18 protein-coding genes are annotated in these 22,638 nt (G+C 64.9%); 5 read left to right on the forward strand and 13 right to left on the reverse strand.

What is annotated here, in order from left to right:
• Nucleotides 1-49: 49 nt before the first annotated feature.
• From C8J36_RS00775 to C8J36_RS00810, 8 genes are all read right to left on the reverse strand, one after another.
• Nucleotides 50-1,195: a glycosyltransferase gene (locus C8J36_RS00775; RefSeq protein ID WP_132531573.1), complete on the reverse strand. Its 1,146-nt coding sequence runs from the start codon at nucleotides 1,193-1,195 to the stop codon at nucleotides 50-52.
• The gene (locus C8J36_RS00780; RefSeq protein WP_132531576.1) at nucleotides 1,192-2,436 is read right to left on the reverse strand and encodes a glycosyltransferase family 4 protein; all 1,245 of its coding nucleotides are present in this window, start codon (nucleotides 2,434-2,436) and stop codon (nucleotides 1,192-1,194) included. The genes C8J36_RS00775 and C8J36_RS00780 overlap by 4 nt, the downstream gene beginning before the upstream one ends.
• 6 nt (nucleotides 2,437-2,442) lie before the next feature.
• Nucleotides 2,443-3,651: a glycosyltransferase family protein gene (locus C8J36_RS00785; RefSeq protein WP_062591899.1), complete on the reverse strand. Its 1,209-nt coding sequence runs from the start codon at nucleotides 3,649-3,651 to the stop codon at nucleotides 2,443-2,445.
• A gap of 45 nt (nucleotides 3,652-3,696) precedes the next feature.
• Nucleotides 3,697-4,917 (reverse strand): ABC transporter permease, encoded by a 1,221-nt coding sequence (locus C8J36_RS00790; protein ID WP_062591900.1) that lies wholly within the window; start codon nucleotides 4,915-4,917, stop codon nucleotides 3,697-3,699.
• Complete coding sequence (locus tag C8J36_RS00795; RefSeq protein ID WP_132531579.1) at nucleotides 4,914-5,912, reverse strand: ABC transporter permease; 999 nt, start codon at nucleotides 5,910-5,912, stop codon at nucleotides 4,914-4,916. Before C8J36_RS00795 ends, C8J36_RS00790 begins: the two co-directional genes overlap by 4 nt.
• A 3-nt stretch (nucleotides 5,913-5,915) precedes the next feature.
• Nucleotides 5,916-7,838 (reverse strand): ABC transporter substrate-binding protein, encoded by a 1,923-nt coding sequence (locus tag C8J36_RS00800; protein WP_132531582.1) that lies wholly within the window; start codon nucleotides 7,836-7,838, stop codon nucleotides 5,916-5,918.
• Entirely contained in the window at nucleotides 7,835-9,769 is a 1,935-nt protein-coding gene (locus C8J36_RS00805) for an ABC transporter ATP-binding protein (RefSeq protein WP_132531585.1), read from the reverse strand. The genes C8J36_RS00800 and C8J36_RS00805 overlap by 4 nt, the downstream gene beginning before the upstream one ends.
• A 208-nt stretch (nucleotides 9,770-9,977) precedes the next feature.
• Entirely contained in the window at nucleotides 9,978-11,318 is a 1,341-nt protein-coding gene (locus C8J36_RS00810; RefSeq protein ID WP_132531588.1) for an adenylate/guanylate cyclase domain-containing protein, read from the reverse strand.
• A 288-nt stretch (nucleotides 11,319-11,606) separates the two neighbouring features.
• Between C8J36_RS00810 and C8J36_RS00815 the strand changes: the two genes are divergently transcribed.
• On the forward strand, nucleotides 11,607-12,938 hold the full coding sequence (locus C8J36_RS00815; protein ID WP_132531591.1) for a nucleotide sugar dehydrogenase: 1,332 nt from the start codon (nucleotides 11,607-11,609) through the stop codon (nucleotides 12,936-12,938).
• 32 nt (nucleotides 12,939-12,970) lie between these two features.
• Here the strand turns inward: C8J36_RS00815 and C8J36_RS00820 are convergent, their stop codons facing one another.
• The gene (locus tag C8J36_RS00820; protein ID WP_132531594.1) at nucleotides 12,971-14,137 is read right to left on the reverse strand and encodes a DUF3095 domain-containing protein; all 1,167 of its coding nucleotides are present in this window, start codon (nucleotides 14,135-14,137) and stop codon (nucleotides 12,971-12,973) included.
• Nucleotides 14,138-14,304: 167 nt separating this feature from the next.
• Between C8J36_RS00820 and C8J36_RS00825 the strand changes: the two genes are divergently transcribed.
• Nucleotides 14,305-14,787 (forward strand): class I SAM-dependent methyltransferase, encoded by a 483-nt coding sequence (locus C8J36_RS00825; protein ID WP_132531597.1) that lies wholly within the window; start codon nucleotides 14,305-14,307, stop codon nucleotides 14,785-14,787.
• Here the strand turns inward: C8J36_RS00825 and C8J36_RS00830 are convergent.
• Nucleotides 14,784-15,671: an FkbM family methyltransferase gene (locus C8J36_RS00830; RefSeq protein ID WP_245506415.1), complete on the reverse strand. Its 888-nt coding sequence runs from the start codon at nucleotides 15,669-15,671 to the stop codon at nucleotides 14,784-14,786. The two genes, C8J36_RS00825 and C8J36_RS00830, sit on opposite strands and share 4 nt — an antisense overlap.
• Nucleotides 15,672-15,917: 246 nt before the next feature.
• On the opposite strand from C8J36_RS00830, the gene C8J36_RS00835 reads away from it, so the two are divergent.
• Nucleotides 15,918-16,316, forward strand: coding sequence for a response regulator (locus C8J36_RS00835; RefSeq protein WP_132531600.1), 399 nt, complete (start codon nucleotides 15,918-15,920; stop codon nucleotides 16,314-16,316).
• 35 nt (nucleotides 16,317-16,351) lie between these two features.
• Here C8J36_RS00835 and C8J36_RS00840 read toward each other — a convergent pair whose 3' ends face one another.
• A complete protein-coding gene (locus tag C8J36_RS00840) occupies nucleotides 16,352-18,289 on the reverse strand; it encodes a PAS domain-containing protein (protein ID WP_165914912.1) in 1,938 nt (645 codons plus the stop codon).
• 456 nt (nucleotides 18,290-18,745) lie between these two features.
• Here C8J36_RS00840 and C8J36_RS24715 point away from each other — a divergent pair, with 456 nt between their 5' ends.
• A complete protein-coding gene (locus C8J36_RS24715; RefSeq protein WP_165914913.1) occupies nucleotides 18,746-18,916 on the forward strand; it encodes a hypothetical protein in 171 nt (56 codons plus the stop codon).
• 79 nt (nucleotides 18,917-18,995) lie between these two features.
• Here the strand turns inward: C8J36_RS24715 and C8J36_RS00845 are convergent, their stop codons facing one another.
• On the reverse strand, nucleotides 18,996-20,174 hold the full coding sequence (locus C8J36_RS00845; protein WP_132531606.1) for an aminotransferase: 1,179 nt from the start codon (nucleotides 20,172-20,174) through the stop codon (nucleotides 18,996-18,998).
• 281 nt (nucleotides 20,175-20,455) lie between these two features.
• On the opposite strand from C8J36_RS00845, the gene C8J36_RS00850 reads away from it, so the two are divergent.
• A complete protein-coding gene (locus C8J36_RS00850) occupies nucleotides 20,456-20,995 on the forward strand; it encodes a DUF3833 family protein (protein WP_165914914.1) in 540 nt (179 codons plus the stop codon).
• Nucleotides 20,996-21,015: 20 nt separating this feature from the next.
• Here the strand turns inward: C8J36_RS00850 and C8J36_RS00855 are convergent, their stop codons facing one another.
• The gene (locus C8J36_RS00855) at nucleotides 21,016-22,629 is read right to left on the reverse strand and encodes a VOC family protein (RefSeq protein WP_132531612.1); all 1,614 of its coding nucleotides are present in this window, start codon (nucleotides 22,627-22,629) and stop codon (nucleotides 21,016-21,018) included.
• Nucleotides 22,630-22,638: the final 9 nt, after the last annotated feature.

Below are 22,638 nucleotides of genomic sequence, written 5' to 3' on the forward strand. Positions count from 1 at the left end.
AAACGCGTTGTTCTCAGCGTCTCCCCCGACGCTTGCGCGGTCGCCCGTCCTACAGCATGTCGCGCAGGATATCGGCCGTCCGGTCTGCGCCTTCCAGGTCGATCGACAGGTCTCCTTCGGGGAAGGCCGAGGCATCGAGACCGGCGCGGATCGCGGCGGCCATCCGCTCGGCCGAGAGGTCGGCATCCCCGAGCGTCGAGACGAGGCCGAGGCGTTCCAGCCGTTCGGCGCGGGCCGCCTGTTCCGTTTCGCCACCCGTGGTGAAGGGCACGACGATCGCCCGGCAGCGTGCCCGCAGGATGTCGCAGACGGTGTTGTAGCCGGCCTGCGACACCGAGAGACGGGCGACGGACAGGAGGCTGGCAAAGTCCGGTCGGAACCGGAAGACCTTGACGTTGCCGACCACACCGGCGGCGATCGCATCATGATCGGCCTGGGCGAGGTTCGGGCCCGTGATCAGCGCCCAGGGCTTTTCCGGGCGGATGATGGCGGTTGCCCCGACGACCGCATGCAGAACGTGCCGGCCGACCGCCCCGCCGCCGGCGGAAACGACGACTTCGAACCTGTCTGCGGGTGGCTCCGGCTGCGGCGGGGCGACGAGGCCGGTATAGACCACCTTGTCGGCGATCTCGTCGGCATGCGGAAAGGTCTCCTCGAGGCGGGCGAAGGTCGGATCGCCATGGATGAGGATGCGGTCGAAGTAGCGGTCAATGTAGTCGACCGTTTCCCGGTCGCGCTCCGGCTTGGGGCGCTTCTGCAGGATATCGCGGACCGATGCGAAAATCTTCGGCGGCTCCGGCATGGCGCGGGCGGCGTCGAGGAAAAGCAGGAGCTCGAAGCGCATCTGCCGCCGGCCGAAAGGAAAGGCCTCGGTGAGGATGGCGTGCGGCCGGGTTTCGTGGAGGATGGCGAGCAGGCGATCGCGGCGCATGTCGCGAAACGCGTCGTCCACCGGGTTGCCGTCCATGTCCTGCAGCGCGGAAAAACCTTCGTCGCTGGAGACGACGGGCGGCAGCGCGATGTGGCGGACGGCCGGGCCGGGAAAGCCGGAGACGGGCTTGCCGCCGGTCACGACCGTCACGTCGAAGCCCCGCACCGCGAGCGCATTGGCGATCCGGCTCGCCCGGGTGAGGTGGCCGATGCCGAGCAGGTGCTGGACGTAGAAGAGAACGCGTTTCGGTTCCGGATCGGTCATGGTGCGGTCCGCCATTCGGTTTCAAAGAGATTGCGTAGCTGGGTGATGCTGGTGTGGTAGTCGAAATCGCGCCGGACGCGCCGTTCGGCGGCGTCTCCCAGGGTTTTGCGCAGGGCAGGATCGCGGATGGCGCGCTCCAGGGCCTCTGCAATCGCCTGGGGGTCTTCGGGCGGCACGAGCAGGCCGGTTTCACCGTTCGACAGGAGTTCGGGCACGCCGGAAATCGTGGTGGAGACGCAGACGAGCTTCTGGCTCGACGCCTCGACGATCACGTTCGGCAGGCCGTCCCGGTCGCCGTCGGCGCCGATGCGGCAGGCGAGCGCGAAGATGTCGGATGCCCGATAGCGGGCGAGCACGTCTTCCTGCGCCATCGCGCCGAGCCAGTCGATGCGGTCGGCGATGCCGAGATCGGTCGCCATGGCCTTCAGCGACTTGGCCAGCGTGCCGCCGCCGATATGCACGAAGCGCCAGGCGAGATTTGCAGGCAGGCGCGCGAGTGCCGTCAACAGGAGGTCGTAGCCCTTCTTTTCCACGGCCCGGCCGACGCTGAGAATGATCAAGGGATCGGCAGGGTCGCTGCCGTCACGCAGAGGGCGCTCCGCATCGAAGGGCGAGAATCGGGCAAGGTCGAGGCCGTGATAGCTCAGATGCACGCTTGTCTTGTCGGTCGCGAGCGTGCGGAGATGCTGGAAGCCGGTTTCGGTGCAGGTCACGGTCCAGCGGTTGGAGGCGAGCTTGTCGGTCAGCTCCCAGTCGGGCGAGGTCCAGATGTCCTTGGCATGGGCCGAGCATGTCCAGGGAATATCGGTCAGGAGGCTCGCATAAGCGGCGACGGAAGCCGGCGTGTGGATGAAATGGGCATGCAGCCAAGCGCCGCCCTCCGGCCATTCCGCGGCAAGCACGGCGGCCTGGCCGAAGCGGCGGACCCTGTTGCGCGAGATGTCGCGGGCAAGGTCGCGTCTGAACGCTGCGAAGGCCTTGCGGAAGCCCGCGCGCCGGGTGGCGGCCCAAAGCCCGCGCAGCACGCGCAACGGTTCGTGATGGAGATATTCCGGCAGATAGAGCACCGGCGCGCGGATCTCGTCGTGAACGGGATGGCGCTTCTTGTCGGTGGGGTGGCGCATCGAGATCAGCGACAATTCGAGCCCCGCCTGTTCGAGGCCGAGCAGTTCCTGCGCGATGAAGGTTTCCGACAGGCGTGGATAGCCCTTCAGGATGACGACGATCTTGCGGCTTTGCATGACGTTTCAGGCCTTCACGACGCTCAGATGGTCGCGGTCCCGCCCATCGAGCATGTCGCCGACGATCCGGGAAATATTGCTCAGCCCATCCAGATGCATGTTGGCGGCGTGATGGGAGGGCGGAGCGCGGTGCGGCAGGGCATGCAGCGCGGCGGCGAGCCGCTTGGGGTCGGCGGCTTCCTGCGGCAGCAGCATATCGACCAGACCGAGTTCGCTGGCGCGGCGGGCGCGGATCAGCTGTTCCTCGCGCGGCACGACGCGCGGAACGATCAGGGCCGGCTTGTCGAAGGAGAGGATCTCGCAATAGGTGTTGTAGCCGCCCATGGCGACGACGCCGCTCGCATTGGCAATCAGTTCCTCCATGCGGTTGTCGAACTCGATCACCTGCAGATGCGGCGTCAGCGCGCATTTGGAGAGCAGCTTGTGGCGCTGCTTTGCCGGCATGTAGGGGCCAAGCACCACGAAGGAAGGATGCGTCAATGTCGGGTCGGCCCGGTAGGCGTCCACGACATCGTGGACGAGGTCCGATCCATCGCCGCCGCCGCCGGTGGTGATCAGGATGTACTCGCCCTTCGGCTTGTGCTCGGAGCTGACGTCGAGCGAGACGCTGCGCTGGAGGAAGCCGACGAAATTCATGCGCGCGCGCACCGACGCCGGCACGTCGAGACCGACGAGCGGATCGTAGAAATCGGGCGGGCCGTAGACCCAGACGGTATCGTAGAACTGTCCGATCTTGCGCATCACGTCGTTGCGCTTCCATTCGGCTTCCAGGAGATGCGGCGCGTCCATGACCTCGCGCAGGCCGAGCACCAGGGCCGTGCCCTGGTGCTTGAGGTAGGAGAGCGTGTCCTCCACCTCGCCGCGAAGGCCCATGGGCTCCTTGTCGACGATGAAGATGTCGGGCTTGAAGGTCTCGGCCGTGTGCCGGATGATCGAACGGCGCATCTTCAACGTCTCGTTCAGATCGATGTGCCGGTCCATCGAGGTGTATTCGCCGTTGCGCAACTTGATCACGCTCGGGATCTTCACGAAATCGACGCGGGCGCGGTAATCATAGGCGCCGGCGATGGTCGCGCCCGAAATGATCAGCACCTGCAGGCCGCGGTAATCCTCGACCAGGGCATGGGCGATCGCCCGGCATCGGCGCAGATGGCCGAGACCGAACGTATCGTGGCTGTACATCAGAATGCGGGCATTTTCGATGCGGCGCGTCATCGGCACGGCTCTTCGTGCTGGGCAAGCTTGATCAGCATTGGAAACTCACTTGTACGGATCAGCCGCATCTCTAAGTCCGTCACCCAGAAAGTTGAAGGCCAGAATGACGAGAATGACCGGGATGGTTGGATAGAGCAACCACGGATAAAAAGCGATGGTGCTGACGCTGCGCGCTTCCGTCAGGAGAATGCCCCAGCTGGTGATCGGCGGACGCAGGCCGAGACCGAGGAAACTCAAAGCGGTTTCGCCGAGAATCATCGCCGGGATCGACATGGTCGCGCTGGCGATCAGGTGCGACATGAAGCCGGGCACGAGGTGGCGGCCGATGATGCGGCTGGTGCGCGCGCCCATCAGCTGTGCCGCGAGCACATAGTCCTCCTCGCGCAGCGCCAGCAGCTTGGAGCGCACCGCACGGGCAAGGCCCGTCCAGTCGAGAAGACCGAGGATCGCGGTGATGCCAAGATAGATGACGAGGGGGCTCCACGTCACCGGCATGATGGCGGCCAGCGCCATCCAGAGCGGAATGCTCGGGATCGATTGCAGCACCTCGATGATCCGCTGGACGATCAGATCGAAGACGCCGCCCTTGTAGCCGGCGAGACCGCCGATGACGATGCCGAGGACGAAGCTCATCGTCACGCCGAGAAGGCCGATCGTCAACGAGATGCGGGCGCCGTAGAGAATGCGCGACAGCACGTCGCGGCCGAGGCGGTCGCTGCCGAGCATGAAGAACTGTCCGCCCTCCGCCGGGCAGACGAGATGCAGCGACGCCGGGACGAGGCCCCAGAAGTCGTAGGCATCGCCGCGGCAGAAGAAGCGCAGCTTTTCGACCCGCTCCGGATCTTCCGTATAGACGCGGCGCAGCGTATCCATGTCGAGGTTCATCGTGCGGCCGTAGACGAACGGGCCGACGAACTGCCCGTCATCGAACAGGTGCACCTGCTGCGGCGGCGCGTGGATGAAATCGACATTTCGGGTGTGCAGGTTATAGGGCGCCAGGAACTCGACGATCGTGATCATCGCGTAGAGCAGAGCGAGGAAGACGAGCGACACGACGGCCACCCGGTGACGCTTGAACTTCCACCACATCAGCTGAAGCTGTGAAGCCTCGTAGACGTGCTTCTGCTTCTGGCTCATCGCTTCCACGGCCATCGGATCGAAGGGCGCGGTGGAGACGAAATGCTTCAGCGGCTGGCCGGGCTCCGGCAGGCAGGCGGGCGGCGTGGCAGGGAAGGGAGCGGTGGACGGCGGATGCGGTGCGTTCACTTCGTGCTGCCCCCCTGGAGCCGGATGCGCGGGTCGAGGAACGCCAGCGCGATGTCGGAGACGAGCACGCCGATGACGGTGAGGAAGGCGAGGAACATCAGGAAGGAGCCGGCCAGATACATGTCCTGGCTCTGCAGCGCCCGGATCAGCATCGGCCCCGTGGTTTCCAGCGACAGCACGATGGCGGTGATTTCGGCGCCCGAAATGATCGCCGGCAGGATCGAGCCGATGTCGGCGATGAAGAAGTTGAGCGCCATGCGCAGCGGGTACTTCACCAGCGCGCGAAAGGGATGAAGCCCCTTGGCCTTCGCCGTCACCACATATTGCTTCTGGAGTTCATCGAGCAGGTTGGCCCGCAGCCGCCGGATCATGCCGGCGGTGCCGGCCGTGCCGATGATGATGACCGGGATCCACAGGTGCTCCAGGATCGACAGGAACTTGTCCCAGCTCATCGGCTGCGAGAGATATTTCTGGTCCATCAAATGCCCGATGGAGGTCCCGAACCACATGTTGGCGAAATACATGAGGATCAGCGCGAACATGAAATTGGGGATCGCAAGACCCAGGAGACCGAGGAAGGTGAGGCCGTAATCGCCCCAGCTATATTGGTGCGTGGCCGAGTAGATGCCGATCGGAAAGGCGATGATCCAGGTGAAGAAGATCGTCACGAACGAGACCATGACCGTCAGCCAGAGGCGATCGCCGACGACGTCGGACACAGGCAGCTGGTACTCGAACGAATAGCCGAAATCGCCCTGCAGCATGCCGGCGACCCAGTGGAAATAGCGCATGACCGGCGGGCGGTCGAAGCCGTATTCGGCCCGCAGCGCCTCGATCTCGGCCATATCGACGCCTTCGCCCTGCGCGCGCATCTCCGAGATATAGCTCTCGAAATAGTCGCCCGGGGGAAGTTCGATGATGGTGAAGACGAGGGCCGAGATGATGACGAGCGTCGGGATCATGACGCCGACGCGCCAGAGAATGTATCGCAGCATCGATCAGCTCACCTTGTCGCCGAGCCAGAACGTATCCGGCATGTAGACCCCGAAGAAGCAGGTCGGATCGAAGCCGTAGAGGCCGTGTTCCGGAACGTTCTGCATGCGCGCCGTGTGCAGGATCGGCTGGAGCGTCGCATTGACCATGCCGATGGAATAGACCTGGTCGGTGTAGATCGACAGCATCTCGTGCCAGATGCGCGTGCGCCCGGCCGTGTCCGCCGAGCGGCGCCACTCTTTCAGGAGGTCCACCAGCTTCTGCGCCTCGGGCAGTTCCGGCGCGTGGCCGAACTGGCCGAGCGAGAGATAGTGCATGCCCCAGACCGGCCATTGCAGCTGGTCGTCCGCGCTCGGCGCCAGCTGGCCCGGGCTCATATCGGCCGTCGGCACGCCATTGGGAAGGCCGAGCCACATGGACATCATGATCTCGCCGCCCATGGTGCGGTTGCGGAAGACTTCGCGCTGCGATGTCTTGATGAAGAGGGGGATGCCGATCTTCGCCCAGTGATCGGTGATGAGTTCGAGCACGTCGGTTTCCAGCGTGCTCTCGCCGGCGGTTTCCACCACAATCTGCGCGACGCGGCCATCCGGCAGCAGGCGCATGCCGTCTTCGTCGCGGTTGGTCAGTCCCGCCGCGTCCAGCAGGAGGTTCGCCTGCGCGGTGTCGTGCTGCGACCAGGCGGCGGCATATTCCGGCTTGAAGAGCGGGCTTTCCGGCAGCACGGTATCGGCGCTTTCCTTGCCGAGACCGTAAAAGGCGACCATGTTGATCTCGCGCCGATCGATCGCCAGCGACAGCGCCCGGCGAACGCGGACATCGCGCAGCAGGCCCTGCCAGACGGGGTCGCCGTAATTGAGGTTGGGCAGCAGCGCCACGCGCGAGCCCTGCACGCGCTTCCACAGCTTGACCTTCACCGGATAGCGCTTCTCGCTGTCCTTGATGAAGGCATAGTCCACGAAGTCGATGTTCTGCGCCTGCAGATCCGCTTCGCCGCCGCCGGTCTTTGCCGCGATGATGCCGGGCGACGACACGTTGAGGACGACGCGGTCGATATAGGGAAGCTGAACCCCGTTCTCGTCGACACGGTGGAAGTAGGGATTGCGATCGAAGAGGAACTGCTCGGCCGGCGATGCGGTCGTGTTCATCCAGGGGTCGAGGGTCGGAAGCTCCGGATTGTCGGGCCGGCTCTGGCGGGACATCTTGATGTGCAGGTCCACCCACTTCTTGACCCGGTACTGCTTCATGAAGGCCTTGAGCTGGTCTTCGGTCTGATACTTCTTGTGGAACTGCTTCATGTAGGCAGCCGGCAGCAGCAGCGTCAGCGGCAGAGCGGAGGCGAGATTCGGCAGGAAATCCGGGTTCGGGGCGTCCCAGCTGTAGCGCACGGTGCGCGCGTCGATGACCTCGAACCGCGGCGGCTTGCCGTCCGCCAGCAGCTCCTGCTGCACGCCGCCCTTGCGCAGGTCCGGGTCGAGGACCACGTCCTCCCAGGTATAGCGGAAGTCTTCGGAGGTTACCGGGCTGCCGTCCGACCAGCGATGGCCTTCGCGAATGCGGAAGGTAAAGACCTTTTCGCCCTCGACCTCGCAGGCTTCCAGGATATCCGGCTGGAAGGCGAGCTTCTCGTCGTAACCGACGAGACGGGCATAGCCATTGATATACATCACGCGGATGTCTTTCTGGCTGCCGATCAGGATGCGGATGGCACCGCTATAGCTGCCGGGCGTCCGGCCGATGGCGCCAAGGTTGATGACGCGCGGCGTTTTCGGAAGCCGCTCGGCCATCGGCGGCAGGGAGCCGGCCGCGATCTTTTCGAGCAGGATCTGCGGCTCCGTGCCCGCCGCCATGGCGTTTTTCGGCAGCATGAGCCGGGGCAGGGCGATGGCGGAGGCGAGGAGGCCGAGCGTTGTGCGGCGCTTGATCACGGCTGAAGCTCCTTCACGTCGGCATTGCGGCTCGCCAGCACCCAGTGACCGTTACCGAGGTCGGCCGGCGCGAGGCCGGTATCGCTTTCGCCGGGGCGGAAGGCGGCGTTCCAGCGAGCCTTGTCGGAGGCGCCGCTCGCGCCGAGCGCGACGAAGTCCAGCGGCCGATCGAGATCCGGGAAGGGGACGGCGGCCAGAAGCGCCTTGGTGTAGGGGTGGACCGGCGCGCGCATCAGCGTTTCGCGCGGCGCCAGTTCCACGATCCGGCCGGCGCACATCACGGCGATGCGGTCCGCCATGTAATCGACGACTGCGAGATTGTGGGAGATGAAGAGGTAGGTAAGGCCGAGTTCCGCCTGCAGGTCCTTGAGGAGGTTGAGGATCTGCGCCTGCACGGACACGTCGAGCGCGGAGACGGGCTCGTCGCAGATCAGCAGCTCCGGCCCGAGCGCGAGCGCGCGCGCAATGCCGATGCGCTGGCGCTGGCCGCCGGAAAAGCTGTGGGGATAGCGGTTCATGTGCCGCTCGCTGAGGCCGATGGCCTTCAAGAGCGCCTTGACCGTCTGCTGCCGGCTCTTCGGATCGCCGCGATGGTGAATTTCCAGCGGTTCGCTCAGAATGTTCTGCACCGTCATGCGCGGCGAGAGCGAGGAGACCGGATCCTGGAAGATCATCTGCATGCGCGTGCGCAGCGTGTCGAGCGAGGAGCCCTGCGCCTTGAGAATGTCGATCGGGCCATCGGCGGCGTTCAGCATGATCGAGCCGGTATCGGGCGACAGCGCCCGCATCAGGATCTTGCTGAGCGTGGTCTTGCCGCATCCGCTTTCGCCGACGAGCCCGAGACATTCTCCGCGGCGAATGTCGAAGCTGACATCGTCGACGGCGCGGTGTTCGTTCTTCTCGCCTTTCTTCCACCAGCCGGTCTTGCGGCTGGTAAAGGTCTTGCCGATGTGGCTAACGGAGAGGAGAACGTCCGCGGTCGGTGCCGGAAGCGTGTCCTCGACCCGCGGCAGCGGACGCTTCGGCGCGCTTTCGCCTTTGCGCCGGACGATCAGGCTCTCGACGTTGACAGGCACGTCGCGCAGCGCCTTCAGCCGCTCGCCGGGCTTCATGTCGAAATGCGGCACGGCGGCCATCAGCCCCTGCAGGTAGGGGTGGGACGGGTTGCGGAAGATATCCTCGACGGAGCCGGCTTCCATGATCTCGCCGTGATAGATCACGACGACCTCGTCGGCCATGTTGGCGACGACGCCGAGATCGTGGGTGATCAGCAGCACGGCCATGCCGAAGGTTGCCTGCAGGTCCTTGAGCAGTTGCAGGATCTGCGCCTGGATGGTGACGTCGAGCGCCGTCGTCGGCTCGTCCGCGATCAGCAGCGACGGCCGGCAGATCAGCGCCATGGCGATCATCGCGCGCTGGCGCATGCCGCCGGAGAGCTCAAAGGGATACATGCCGAAGGCGCGCTTCGGATCGGGGAAGCCGACGAGCCGCAGCATTTCCTCGGTCTGCGTCCGCTGCCCGGCCTTGTCGACGTCCCGGTGGATGCGCAGGCTTTCGCTGATCTGGTCGCCGATGGTGTGCAGCGGCGAGAGCGACGTCATCGGCTCCTGAAAGATCATGCCGATGCGATTGCCGCGGAAGGCACGCATATCCGCACCGTCGGGCGCAAGTGCCGCGAGATCGACCACGCCGCCCGGCGCGGTGTCATCCTTGAAGAGAATCTTGCCGCCGATTTCGGCCGACTTCGGCAGGATGCCCATGATGGCCTGGCTGATCACCGATTTGCCGGAGCCGGATTCGCCCACCAGCGCTGTGACCTTGCCTGGCAGCACGCGCAGGCTTGCCTTGCGCACTGCATCGATCCGACCGCCGAACATGGCGAAAGAAACGCTCAGGTCTTCGATCCGCAACAGGTCTCCGCCTGATGTCATGCCTGCCATTCCCCACTTATTCTCTCCATCCGGTGCGGATGGTGGCCGGCTTTTCGCCAAAACCTTGAAGGGAAGACTATCGCAGGCATTTCGGCCTGTCCATGACCGCTCTGCAAAGCGCAAGGTCACGCCTTCCCGGCGTCGGCTGCGGGTCTAGCGTCATGATGTATCGGTTATTTGAAGATCTGCTCCCGCGAGCAGACAATTGCTACTGCAGCAGTTTGTTCCAGATATCGCGCTGTGGCATGTTGCGGTTGCGGTAGAGCAGCATGACCTGCTCCGCCTCGGAGCTGCTTTCCTGCGTGCGGTGGCGGATGGCTTCCGCCTGGTCGATCTTCAGGAGCTTTTCGCTCGGCACGAGAACCGTGAGTTTCTGGCGGACGCCGCGCAGTTTTTCCTCGCCGAGCGTTTCCCATTCGCCGCCGGCATAGGCGGTGAAGGCCTGGCTTGCGACGATATGGGTCGAGTGCTTTTTCGTCAGGCCCTGCAGGCGGGAAACCTCGTTGACGGCGGTGCCGAAGGCGGAGAACGTCAGGCGATCGCGCAGGCCGACATTGCCGAACATGACGTTGCCGATATGCAGGCCGATGCCGTAGCCGACCTCGCTCAGCCCGTTTTCCCGGCGCTCCCGGTTCATGTCCGCCATGCGGGCGGTCGCCTGTCGCACGGCCTCCATAGCGGCAAGGGCTGCGGCCTGGGACGGCTCGCGATGGCGGCCGCAGGGATAGACCGCGAGGAAACCATCGCCGAGGAAGCTGAGGATTTCGCCGCCGCCGCGATTGAACGGGGTCGCGATGGCGTCGAAGAACTGGTTCAGCGTGTCGATATAGGCCTGGCGGCCCTCGCGTTCGGCCAGCACGGTCGACTGGCGCATGTCCGCCATGACGAGCACAGCGCGGATGGTTTCGCCATCGCCGCGACGGATCTGGCCGGAGAGCACGCGCTTGCCGGCGTTTTCCCCCAGATAGGTCGTGAGCATATTGTCGGCGAGCTTGCCGAGCACCGCCATCTTGGCGGCAACGGCGAGACTGCTCTGCAGACGCAGCATGGCCTCGATCAGCTGGTCGGAAAAGCCTTCCGGCGCATCCGTGGTCCAAGACCCGACCATGCCCTGGCCGTGGCTCTCGCTGAACGACTGGACGAAGGCAAAATAGTCGGTCGCGCCATCGCGCTTCAGCTCCTCGAAGATCGGGAACTCGATCGACGTTTCCGGCGTGATGCGGCGGCGGAGATGGTCGAGGTCATGGGAAAACAGGTAATAATAGGGGCTGCGCAGGAAGCGTTCCGCATCCGTCTCGCTCTGTCCGGCGCGAAAGCCCTCGACGGTGACGCCCTTGCCGCGCTGCCAGGTAAAGCCGAGCGCGTCGTAGAGCGGGTGGAGCATGGCAAAGCTCAGATGCACGCGCGAGAGCGGCACGCCGGCCGCCGCGAGCCGTTCGCAGAAGCCGGTGACCAGCGTTTCGAGCGAGCCGCCATTCAGCGCCGTCTGCTTGAGCCACAAAGACACGCGATCGAGCAGATGCGTGGAAACCTGCTGTGTCTGGGTCATGGCAATCTTCCCGCTGTCTGGTCCGAACGATCGATGCGGGGCAATGTCCCCCGGCACCGCAAGCGCTGGATGGAAATATAATCACGGAGAATGGCAGAAACCAGAATGACCCGCGAGAAAAGTTGACGAAACCGGTCGGCTTGGATCTTGACCATCGGTGCCGAAGCTGTCGCAGCCCGCCCCGGCCTTGATGGCTGGCCTTCAGACCCGACCTTGACAGCGGCATCCCAAGTCCGCATCTGCCATGGCTCCGGCGTGCGCGGCACGTCCCAACCGGCAAGGCAACCGATGAGCATGTCCCCCCACGCGGTCCTTTTGTCGCGGATCGCCGATCGCACGGCGCATGCGGGCGTCATCGGTCTCGGCTATGTCGGCCTGCCGCTGGCGATCGCCATTGCCCGAAAGGGTTTCACCGTGACGGGTTTCGACATCGATCCCGGCAAGATCGTCGCCATCGAGGCGGGCCGGTCCTATATCGAGGCGGTCGGCGACGCGGTGCTTGCGGCGGAACGGGACGCCGGCCGGTTTTCCGCAACCGTCGATTTCGACGGTCTGGCGGCCTGCGACGTCATCGTCATCTGCGTGCCGACGCCGCTGACGCGGCACCGCGATCCCGACCTGACCTATATCGTCAAGACCTGTGAGGACATTGCCCGGCGGCTGCGGCCGGGGCAACTCGTGGTGCTGGAATCCACCACCTATCCCGGCACGACGACGGATGTCGTGCGGCCGATCCTGGCGGCCACCGGGCTCGATATCGGGGGCGAGGTGTTCCTCGGCTTTTCGCCCGAGCGGGAAGATCCCGGCAATCGCGATTTCTCGACCACCAGCATTCCGAAGATCGTTGCCGGCGACGGCGATGCGGCGGCCGAGGTGATGGAAGCCTTCTATTCGGCCGTGGTGGAGCGTGTCGTGCCCGTTTCGACGACCGCGACGGCCGAGGCGGTGAAGCTGACGGAGAATATCTTTCGCGCCGTCAATATCGCGCTCGTCAACGAGTTGAAAACCGTGTTCGAGGCCATGGGCATCGACGTCTGGGAGGTGATCGACGCAGCGAAGACCAAGCCTTTCGGCTATATGCCGTTCTATCCGGGGCCCGGCCTCGGCGGGCACTGCATCCCGATCGACCCGTTCTATCTGACCTGGAAATCTCGCGAATATGAAATGCCGACCCGGTTCATCGAACTCGCGGGCGAGATCAATTCGGCCATGCCCAAGCACATCGTCGGTCGGCTGGCCGAGGCGCTGGACGTCCATCTCGGCAAGGCGCTCAGCCGCTCGCGCGTTCTGGTGCTTGGCCTTGCCTACAAGAAGAACGTGCCTGACATCCGCGAAAGTCCGTCGCTCAAACTGATCGAGCTGATCGAGGAGCGCGGCGGGCGTGCCGCCTTCCATGATCCGCATGTGGACGAGATCCCGAAGACACGCGAATATCTCGCGCTGAAGGGCCGGCGCTCCGTGCCGCTGAGCGAACTTGCCGATTTCGATGCCGTGCTGGTCGCCACGGATCACGACGATGTAGATTATGCGCTGGTCGCGCGGCAGGCGCCGCTCGTCATCGATACCCGCAACGTCTTTGCCCGCCGCGGCATTGCGGGTGGCCTGATCATCAAAGCCTGATCGAAAAGGCCTGATCGTAAAGGCCTGGTCGCTCAGGCTGCGGGCGCTGCCTGCATCGGTGCCTTCAGGTGGCTTGCCGCCATGGCATAGCCGCCATTGGCGCCATCGATGAAGTGCATATGATCGCGGCTGAGCGCCGTGGGGACGATGCAGGTCATCAGCGCCTCGTCCTGGCGATGCAGCCCATAGCGGCAGACGCCGTCCGCCGCGGCGCGCTCCAGCCGGGCCTCGATGCTGGCAAGCCGCCCTGAATCGATGTCGATCGTCATTTTCAGACCATCGTCGAACTTGCGAAAGTCCGAATTGCTGGCGACGTCCTGGCGGTAGATTTTTGGATCGAAGCGGCCGAGCGTCAGTCCGAGGCGCGCCAGACCATAGGTCAGTGCCGCCTCGAGGAGAACGCGGCCGCGCTTGCGCAGGCGGCTCTGCGTTTCCACCGTTCGCACTTCGGTTTCCAACCCTTCGCGGGAGAGGCCGATCGTCGGCCCCTCGGCCGGCACCGGATGGCCCTCGCGCTCCTCGCCCGCGGCAAGCGCGACGATATCGGCGACCAGCCGGGCGAAGGGGCCGGCCTCCTTGCCGGGACAGGGCACGGCGATGATCGAGACGATGGCGCCATGACGGGAAGCGATGGGGTTCCAGCGACAGGACAGCCCAGTGAGATCGGGGCGGGCGCCCGCAGGCGCCGGCGCGACGAGATAGCGCCCGGCCTTCATTTCCGTTTCCGCCCAGGCGCCGCCGCCGCCGGCGAACATGGCATAGGACACGTCGGTGCTGACCTGAAACCGTGCGACCCGAACATCGAAGCCGGCGAGCCGGATGTCGGAGACGGGGATGAGGGCTGCCCGCAGGTCGAGATCGAGTTCCTCACGGGTGTAGAGTTGCACCGAGGCAAGGGCGGATGTGGCCGCCACCAGCGCCGAGGGCGGCAGGGCCACCAGCGCGCCATCGCCGCCGAAGACGAAGGGAAGGTCGAAATGGCCGACCGCATTCAGGACCGATGAGATGACGCTGGCGCCGGCCATGTTCACGGCCTTGTAGCGTCCGGCCTCGATGGCGCCGGTGGAATCGACGATGTCGGCGCTGGCGATCCACCAGTCGATCGGCAGCGGGCGATAGTTCTGCGCATCCGCCACGCCCTCGAACGCCGTGAAAACGGGCAGTGTGGAAAAGAAAAGATCGCTCTGCACCTGTGCCATGGAGGCAAGGTAGCACAGCCGGAAGCTTGCGGAAGGGCCGGGCCGGATGACTTTTGCGTGGGCGGACCGGTTGTGGCGGGCCGTTCTCCGCGCGAAAGGGTCGGCCTGTTGCCTGCGATGGGGTCGGGACCCTATAGAGGGCCTCCCGATCACCGGAAACTGCCTGCATGAGTCGTCTCGACAGCTTCATCGCCCGCCTGCTGGCGCAGCGCGCCATCCTCAACCATGTCCGGGATGACATGGCGCTTCCGGGTGATGGCGCGGTGTTGGAAATCGGGCTTGGAAACGGTCGGACCTATGATCATATCCGAGAGATCTTTCCCGATCGCCGGATCATCGCCTTCGATCGCGCCGTCGGGTCACACCCCAGATCGACGCCGGACGAAGGCGACCTCGTGCTCGGTGAAATTTCGGAGACGCTGAAGACCGTGGCCGGCATCGGCGCGGCCTTTGCCCATGCCGATATCGGCACGGCCTATCCCGAGGTGGATGCGGAGACGAAACGCTGGTTGCCGCCAGCGCTTGCCGATGCGCTCGCCTCCGGCGGGATCGTCGCCAGCGGCCTGCCGCTCGCGCATGGCGATCTGGTCCCGCTGCCGGTGCCGGAGGGAATCGATCCGAAGCGCTATTATCTCTACCGGCGCCGCTAGGCGCTGTCGGGCAGAAGCAGCAGGTCGAACTGGTCTTGGTCGAGCGGAATGTCGGCGAGCGCCATCTCCGTCATCGCGTCTTCGGTGAAGACCATGCAGCGCGAATAGAATGTGCCGAGCCACTCTGCGAAAGCGCGTGCCTCGGCGTGGCCGTAGAAGACCGGCGAGAATTCGAGATAGAACGGCGTCCGGCGTTCCAGAAGCGGGATCATCGAGCGGGCGGCGACCGGCTCGTATCCTTCGATATCCATGAAGATCAGCGATACGCCGTCGGCCGCGATGTTCTCACCGGCAAGGATGTCCATGACCGGGCGCACGGGCACGCTGATCTGCCGGTCGCGCGGGCTCTGCCGCGTGGTGCTGCTCTTGCCGTGATTGTCGGGATGCTGGAAAAAGTCGATCGTGCCCATGGTTTCGCCCGCAGCGCAGGCAACGGCGGTGATCCGATCCTCCAAACGGTTCTGGCGAATGTTCTGGGTGAGGAGCGCGTAGTTTCGCGGGTCCGCCTCGACCGTCACGATGCGCGGAATGTCGCTGCCAAGCGCGAAGTAGATCGTCTGCGTGCCGATATTGCCGCCGACTTCCAGGAGGGCTCCCGACAGGCTTATCCGACGCTCCCGCAGGACGGTGAGCAGGCGGACGACGTGGTCGCGCTCGAACTGGCCCTTCCGGTAGACCTTGCGGCCGATATAGTCGTGCGGCGAGAAGGTCATGACGTGATCGCCGCAATCGGCGGTCATGGAGAGCACGCGCGGACTGATGCACTGGATCAGGAGTTCCCGACCGTAGCGCGTGGCAAAGGCCCGGCGTGCCCATCGGTTGCGCAGCTTGCGCAGCCGGCGTTTCCACCGCTTTAAAACCGGCATGTCATTGACGAGGGGCATGCGCCACCTTTCCCGGTCGATCGCGTTGCGCGGGTTACACCACAGGAGGTCTGCGAAAAAAAGGCCGTTGTGACGTGTTTTTGCAGCACGCCCGATCTTGCTGAAGCCGATGCGCGATGCCGCGGGAACTTTTTTCGTCGTTCCGCATTATGCCCGCGTCATGGTCCTGTTCCCGGGGCGGTCGTGCCTTGTTTCCGGTGCGATCTGCGGAACGGCCGTTTCGATGTCTGAGGTGGAAGTGTCGTCATGAGTTGCAATATCATGGTGGTCGAAGACGAGATTTTCGTTGCGACCGAGATCGAATATGTTGTCGAGGAACTCGGCTACCGTCCCGTCGGGATCGCGGCCGATACCGCATCGGCGATCAAGCTTGGGCCGCTTGCCGATGTCGCGCTCGTCGATCTGAACCTGCGCGATGGCGCCACCGGCCGTGACATCGGCCGTCTTCTGGCCGAACGTCACGGCATGACCGTGCTGTTCATGACGGCCAATCCGTCGCAGGTGGGCGACGCCTTTCCGGGTGCCGTTGGCGTGCTGCCGAAGCCTGTGGCCGAGGAGGAGCTGAAGGCTGCCGTTCGCTACACCGTCGCGCTGCGGGAAGCGCGCGAGGCGACAGCGCCGCCCCGGCTTCGCGTGTTCGCCTGAGCCAAGACCTGCTGTTTCAAGCAAGAGATGCCATTTCAGGAGAGGCGCCCGAGGTGCCCGCTGCGGCTCAGGGCTCTCAAGGGGATCGCTGCTTCGAGCCGCAGGCCATCCGGTTCCCAGATGCGTTCGAGCTGACCTTCGAGCTGGCCTTCCGTGCTGATCGTCATCAAGCGTGAGCCGAAACCGTTCCGCGCCGGGGCTGTTATCACAACGCCCGGGACCTTTTCCTTCCACGTCAGGTGATAGGTCTCGCCGTCGATCCGCCCGGTGATCTCGACGCGGCCGTCGGCCGCGGACAGGGCGCCGTATTTCGCCGAATTCGTGCCGAGTTCGTGCAGCAGCAGCGCCACGGGCGTGGCCGCGCTGTCGGCAATGACGGTGTCGTCGCCCGACAGCGTGATCGCGCCCGTTCCCGCTTCGCCCCAATAGGGTTCCAGCAGCCGTGTCAGCAGGTTGAACAGGGTCGTATCCGGCATGGTCGGGCGCGACATCTCGCTGTGCGGGCGCACGAAATCATGCGCGCGGCCCATGGCGTCGATGCGCTTGCGCAGCAGCTCGGCAAAGTTGCGGGCCTGCGGCTCGGAGCGGGCGGACAGGCTGATGATGCCGCTCAGCACCGAGAAGATGTTCTTTATCCGGTGGCTCAGCTCATGCGCGACCACTTCACGTTCCGCCTGCGCCATCTTGGCATCGTGAATGTCGGTGCAGGTTCCGTACCAGCGGGTGATCCGGCCTTCGGCATCGCGCGTCGGAAGGGCGCGTCCCAGCACCCAGCGATAGGCGCCGCTGCGGTGACGGAGGCGATATTCGATCTGGTAGGGCTCGCCGGTTTCCAGGCTGTGGCGCCAGAGCGCCCAGGCGCGGTCCTGGTCGTCCGCGTGGAAAAGGCCGTTCCAGCCTTCGCCGTCGGTTGAACCCGGCTGCACGCCCGTGAACTCGTACCAGCGGGCATTGTAATAGTTGTGAAAACCGTCCGGCTGCGTCGCCCATACCATTTGCGGCATCGTATCGGCCAGTGTGCGGAACCCGGCCTCCGACTGCGCATAGGCCTCGGCCACTTCCTTCTGCGCCGTGATATCGACGGCGATCCCGGGAAACCGGATGCAGACGCCGTTTTCGAGAAGCGGCTGCCCCTCGGCAACGACCCAGCGCACCGATCCGTCCGATTGCACCAGCCTGTATTCGATCGAGAATTTTTCCCCGCTCGCCATGACGGACTGCATGACCTCGCCCACACGCTCGGCATCGTCGGGATGGATGGAGGCGGTGAAGCCGGAAATCGGCACCCCCTCCGTCGCCGCGGCCTTGGGATCGACGTTATAGAGAGAGGCGAACTTGTCGTCGGAGTAGACACGGTCGGCGACGACATCCCAGTCCCAGATGCCGACCACGCCGGACGCCTGCAGGGCGAGCGACAGCTTTTCGCGGTTGCGCGACAGTGCCAGTTCCGCCTCAACCGTCTTCGTGGTTTCCACCACGACCGCCAGTGCGCCGATGATCTCGCCGTTATCGTCGAACACGGGACTATAGTCGAGGTCGAACCAGACGTGCTCGTCGGCGCCATTTCGGTTTACCGTCATGTCCAGATCGGCATAGGAGAAGCAGGCGCCTCCCAGCACGCCATCGATGATAGTGCGGTTGAAGTCGGCGATCTCGGGCCAGGCGGTCAGCGCCGACACGCCGAAGCAGCCGGGATGGCGCCCCGCGGCAATCGTGGCATAGCCGGCATTGTAGATCATGATGCCGTCGCGGCCGAGAAGCAGCGTCATGGCGACCGGCGAGGACAGGACGACGCGGACGAGGCCGGTCAGCGAGGCCGGCCAGCGTTCGCGCGGACCGAGCGGCGTCCGGCTCCAGTCCCGGCTTTCCAGAAGGCCTGCGATCTCGCTTCGGGAAACCGCACCGGTCGTCCATCGGCTGGCCGAAACGGGGGGCGTCTCGATTGTGTTCCGGCTGGTCTCTGGGCTGGTCACTGACTTGATATCTGGCATGGACTCTGGTGGGGGAGAACTCTGCATGGCGCATCTCGGATCGGCTTCGGTCGCTCCACGCGCCTTGGGAAAGCATATAGGCAGGACCGGTCGAAAGTCATCTTCTTCCTGATGCTAACACCGCGCCCTGCCGCCTCTGTCCGCGCATGGACATCGTGAACCACCCGGCTGCGCACTGGGCGCAGGGGTCTGGGCGCAACGGCGTTTGGGCCTGGCTTTGGATCAGGCATGAAGAAAGAATGAAGACGGAGGAACCATGCGATCAGACCGACGTTTCAGGTGCGAGGGTCCCCGGGAGAAGTAGGAATTTTTAAAAACCGACCGGGACTTGGAATAGATTGTCTATGAAATCGGTGGAAATCCAAGAATGTAGACGCAGAGCCGATCACGGTCGATTTTGCGAAATGTGAACACGGCTCGCTAGTTCTGGAGGATATGATGCGAACGTCGAAACAGGTCCTGCACGTACCCCAAGCCCGGTATTCCCACGCCCGCTACTCCGAGGCTGCATCGACTGCGGTCATGCCCGGCGTCCATGCCGTGTTGCGCACGCTGACGCTGGTCGCCGCCTTTGCGTTTATCGGAGCCTGCGTTTTCGGCGCCATCTGAGCGCCCCGCTTTCCGTCTGACCATTCGAAAACCGGATTGCGGCACCACGTCGCGGTCCGGTTTTCACGTTTGGCGGCCGTCAGATGCCGGGCAGCTTGAACGTTTCGAGGCGCTGCCGCAGGAGGCCGATGGTTTCGACGTCGGCATTGGCAAAGGCGAACCGCAGGAAACCTTCCTGGATCTCGCCGAAATAATCGCCCGGAAGGCAGACGACGCCGGCGAGGGCTGCAAGCTTGGCCGCGACGAATTCGGCGCTGATGTCGGGGTAGGGGTGGCGAACATAGGCGAAATAGGCGCCGATCGATTCGATCTTCCAGCCCTGAAGGCCTTCCATCACCGCCCGCATGGCCGCACTTCGGCGACCGATCTCGCGGCGGTTCTCCGCGCGCCATTCGGCAAGGGAGGGGATGGCTTTCACCAGGGCGATCTGGCCGGCGCGGGGCGCGCAGATCTGCAGGTTGTCCATGATCTTGGCGATCTGCTGGATCATCTGAACGCCGCCGGTGATGGCGCCGAGGCGGTGGCCCGGAATGCAGTAGGATTTCGAGAAGCTGTAGAGGCTGACGAAATGGCTCTGCCAGCCTTCCCGCGAGAAGATATCGTGTGGCGGTGCGGCGATGTCGTCGAGGAAGTCGCGATAGGTCTCATCGAGGATCAACCAGATGCCTTTGGTGCGGCAGAGGTCGAAAATCTCCGCAAGGCGATCCGCGGGATAGACGGCACCTGTCGGGTTGTTCGGCGAGACCAGCGCGAGCGCCCGCACGCGCGGGTGCAGCGACGCCTCGATGGACTCGATGTCCGGCACGAACTGGCCGGCGGCATCGCAGGGCACGAGATCGACGTTGATGCCGAGCATCGACAGCGTGGTCTCATGGTTGAAATAATAAGGGTTGGTCATCAGAATCGTGTCGCCGGCCTCGGCCAGTGCGATCACGGACGCGACGAAGGCCTGGTTGCAGCCCGCGGTGATCTGGACATGGCGGGACGTCAGCGGCGCGCCATAGAGGTCCGCGACATGCGCCGCATAGGCGGTGCGGAGCGGCATCTCCCCTTCGATCGGACCATAGCCGGCTGCCTGCGTGGACGATGCGGCTTCGCCGAGCCATGTCAGCATGTCGGCGTGCGGCGGATAGCCGGGCACGGCCTGGCTGAGGTCGAGCAGCGGGCCGAGCCCGCCATCATAGCCCTGAGCCCAGGCGGCGACCGAGGGGATGGGCGGTGGCGACAGCCGGGCGACCAGCGGGTTGAATTTCGGCATGGGTTCGTTCCTGTATGTGCTGGTCGGCCGGTCGGGAGGTGGTCGTGGATCAGCATCGAGACATATTGTGCACGGAGCGTTCGGGGAGAATGGTGGCTGATTTGAGCCGGAAGCAGGTCCGGGTGCGTGTGGGGCGATTTGTCGCACAATTCCAGAAGCCGGAGCCGAAGCCAAGGGCAAAAGGCGCCGGACGGTCCCGAGCCTCCCCGATGTTTTGCGACGCGGAGGAAACCGTTCCGCCGGGAGATCCGTATCGACACCAGAACTGAATGGAGATGATCATGACGATCGCATCGACAACCGTTTTTGCCGCCACCCTCGCAGCGGCGCTCCTCTCCGCATCGGGCGGGGCCTTTGCCCAGACGCCGAGCCGCACGGGTCCCCTGCGCGAGACCGTGATGGAGCGGTTTTTCCGGGGTCAGACGCAGGCCGAGGGCACGTTTCGCGCCATCAACGGTACCCGGCGGGAGCTCGATATCGCGCTGCGCGGCACGGTGACGAAGACCGGGCTGACCCTGCGCGAGGACATCCGTTATGCGGACGGCGCCAAGGAGCGAAAGACCTGGCACTTCGTGCGCACCGGACCTGCAACCTATAGCGGGACGCGCGAAGACGTCATCGGCGGCACGACGGTGCGCGTGGATGGCAATGTGGTGCGGTTCAACTATCTCGTGGATCTCGATCCCGGCCCGAAGCAGGACCTCTATCGCTTCTTCGATACGCTGACCTTCGCGCGCGACGGCAAGACCATGACGAACACGGCCGTGGTGTGGAAGACGATCCTGCCCGTCGCACGGGTCAAGATCGATTTCCGCAAATAACCGAAGTCGGCGCGCTTGGCCTACGGCGCCGGCCGTCCGGAAAGACCGTCCAACCAGCCGGCGATCGTGCCGGCGTCGTCCGGCGACAGTTCGTGGCCGGCGGGAAGCGTGACCACGGTCGTGTGCGCGCCGGCCTCCGACAACGCCTTGACCTGGGCCGGCCGATAGGCGTCGAAGCTGTCGGTCGCGCCGGAGACGACGAGCACGTCGCTGCCGGAGAGGTCTGCGGCCGGCACCGTTTCGAGCGGCATCATGCTGCGCAGAAGGATGGCGCGGCGGATGAGCCCCGGCTGCAGGAACATCGTCGCCGCGATCATGTTGGCGCCGTTGGAATAGCCGAGGAACGCGGCGCGCGCGAGATCGATGCCGTAGCCGGACGCCGCACCCTCGACGAAGGCCGCGAGCGCTTCAGCCTCGCTGGCGATATCCGCCTGATCGAATGTCATCTCGCCCAGCCGCCGGTAGAAGCGCGGTGCTCCTTCCTCGAGGCTGCGCCCGCGCAGGGCGACCAGCAGCGCATGCGGCGCCGCCTTGCGGGCGAGCGGCAGGAGGCTCAACTCGTTGGCGCCGCTGCCGTGCAGCAGGAACAGCGTGGTGCCGTCCGGCGCGTCCGCCTGATGCAGGCGATGGATGAACGGCAGCTCTCGCGCCGCAAACCGCTCCTCGCCGGGAAGGCCGAACTGCGGCAGGAGGACGGTGATGTCCTCGTCGGGTCCGTCTTTCGTCTGTCCCGGCACGAACAGCCGGGTTCCGAGCGTGGCTTCGTCCTCGTCGATCATCATTCCCGGCCCGTCGGTCGCGATCTCGATCAGGCTGCCGCCGGGTTCGCGAACGTAGAGCGAGAAGAAATAGGTGCGGTCATGCACCGGCGTCGGGCCGGCATGCTCCGCGCCCAGGCGGTCCCGCGACGCCTTCACGGCGGCGCGATCGGGTGCCCGCACCGCGATGTGGTCGATCGTGCCGGTGCCGGGTGCGGACGTCCAGAAGCCGGTGGCGTCGCGCACGTCGATGACGTCGCCCGCATCCGAGCGCAGACGCTCGATCGTCTCGGTCCGCTCGCTCGACCGGAACCCGGTATGGCGCTGCAGGAAGGCGGATGTTTCCGCGGCATGGCTCGTGAGGATGGTCGCGCCGCGCAGGGCGCGGATGGCGTCTTCGGGCGGGATGCCGGGCGTATAGGCCGGATGTCCGCCCGGAACCGCCGTCGTTCCCACGAGCTTGACGATGACGCCGTCCGGATCCTTCAGACGCAGAACGGGTTCGCCGAATTCCGGTGCCGGGCCGGATACCGGCACGAGGTAGCGGAGCGCACGCTGCAGCCAGAAGCCGATCGATGCCGGCGCGATGGCAAGGGCGATCTCGCTCGGCTGGCCTTCGCCGACGCGGCCGGGTCCGCCGTCCTCCCAGACGAGAAAGGTTACGAGAGAGCCGGGCGAACCGGCGCTGTCGCCATATAAGAGGTGCAATTGTGCCGTGTCCTCGAAGCCGGCGGTGCGCTTGACGAGGCGCAGGCCGAGGAAGCCGGCGTAGAAATCGACATTCGCCTGCACCTTGCGGGTAATGAGCGTGATGTGGTGCAGGCCGCTGGTGCCGTGCGGGGCCTCGCGGCCGGGTTCCGTGGGGGTCTCTGTCATGGTCGGTCT

This window comes from Rhizobium sp. PP-F2F-G48 (genome assembly GCF_004342335.1).
Lineage (GTDB): Bacteria > Pseudomonadota > Alphaproteobacteria > Rhizobiales > Rhizobiaceae > Ferranicluibacter.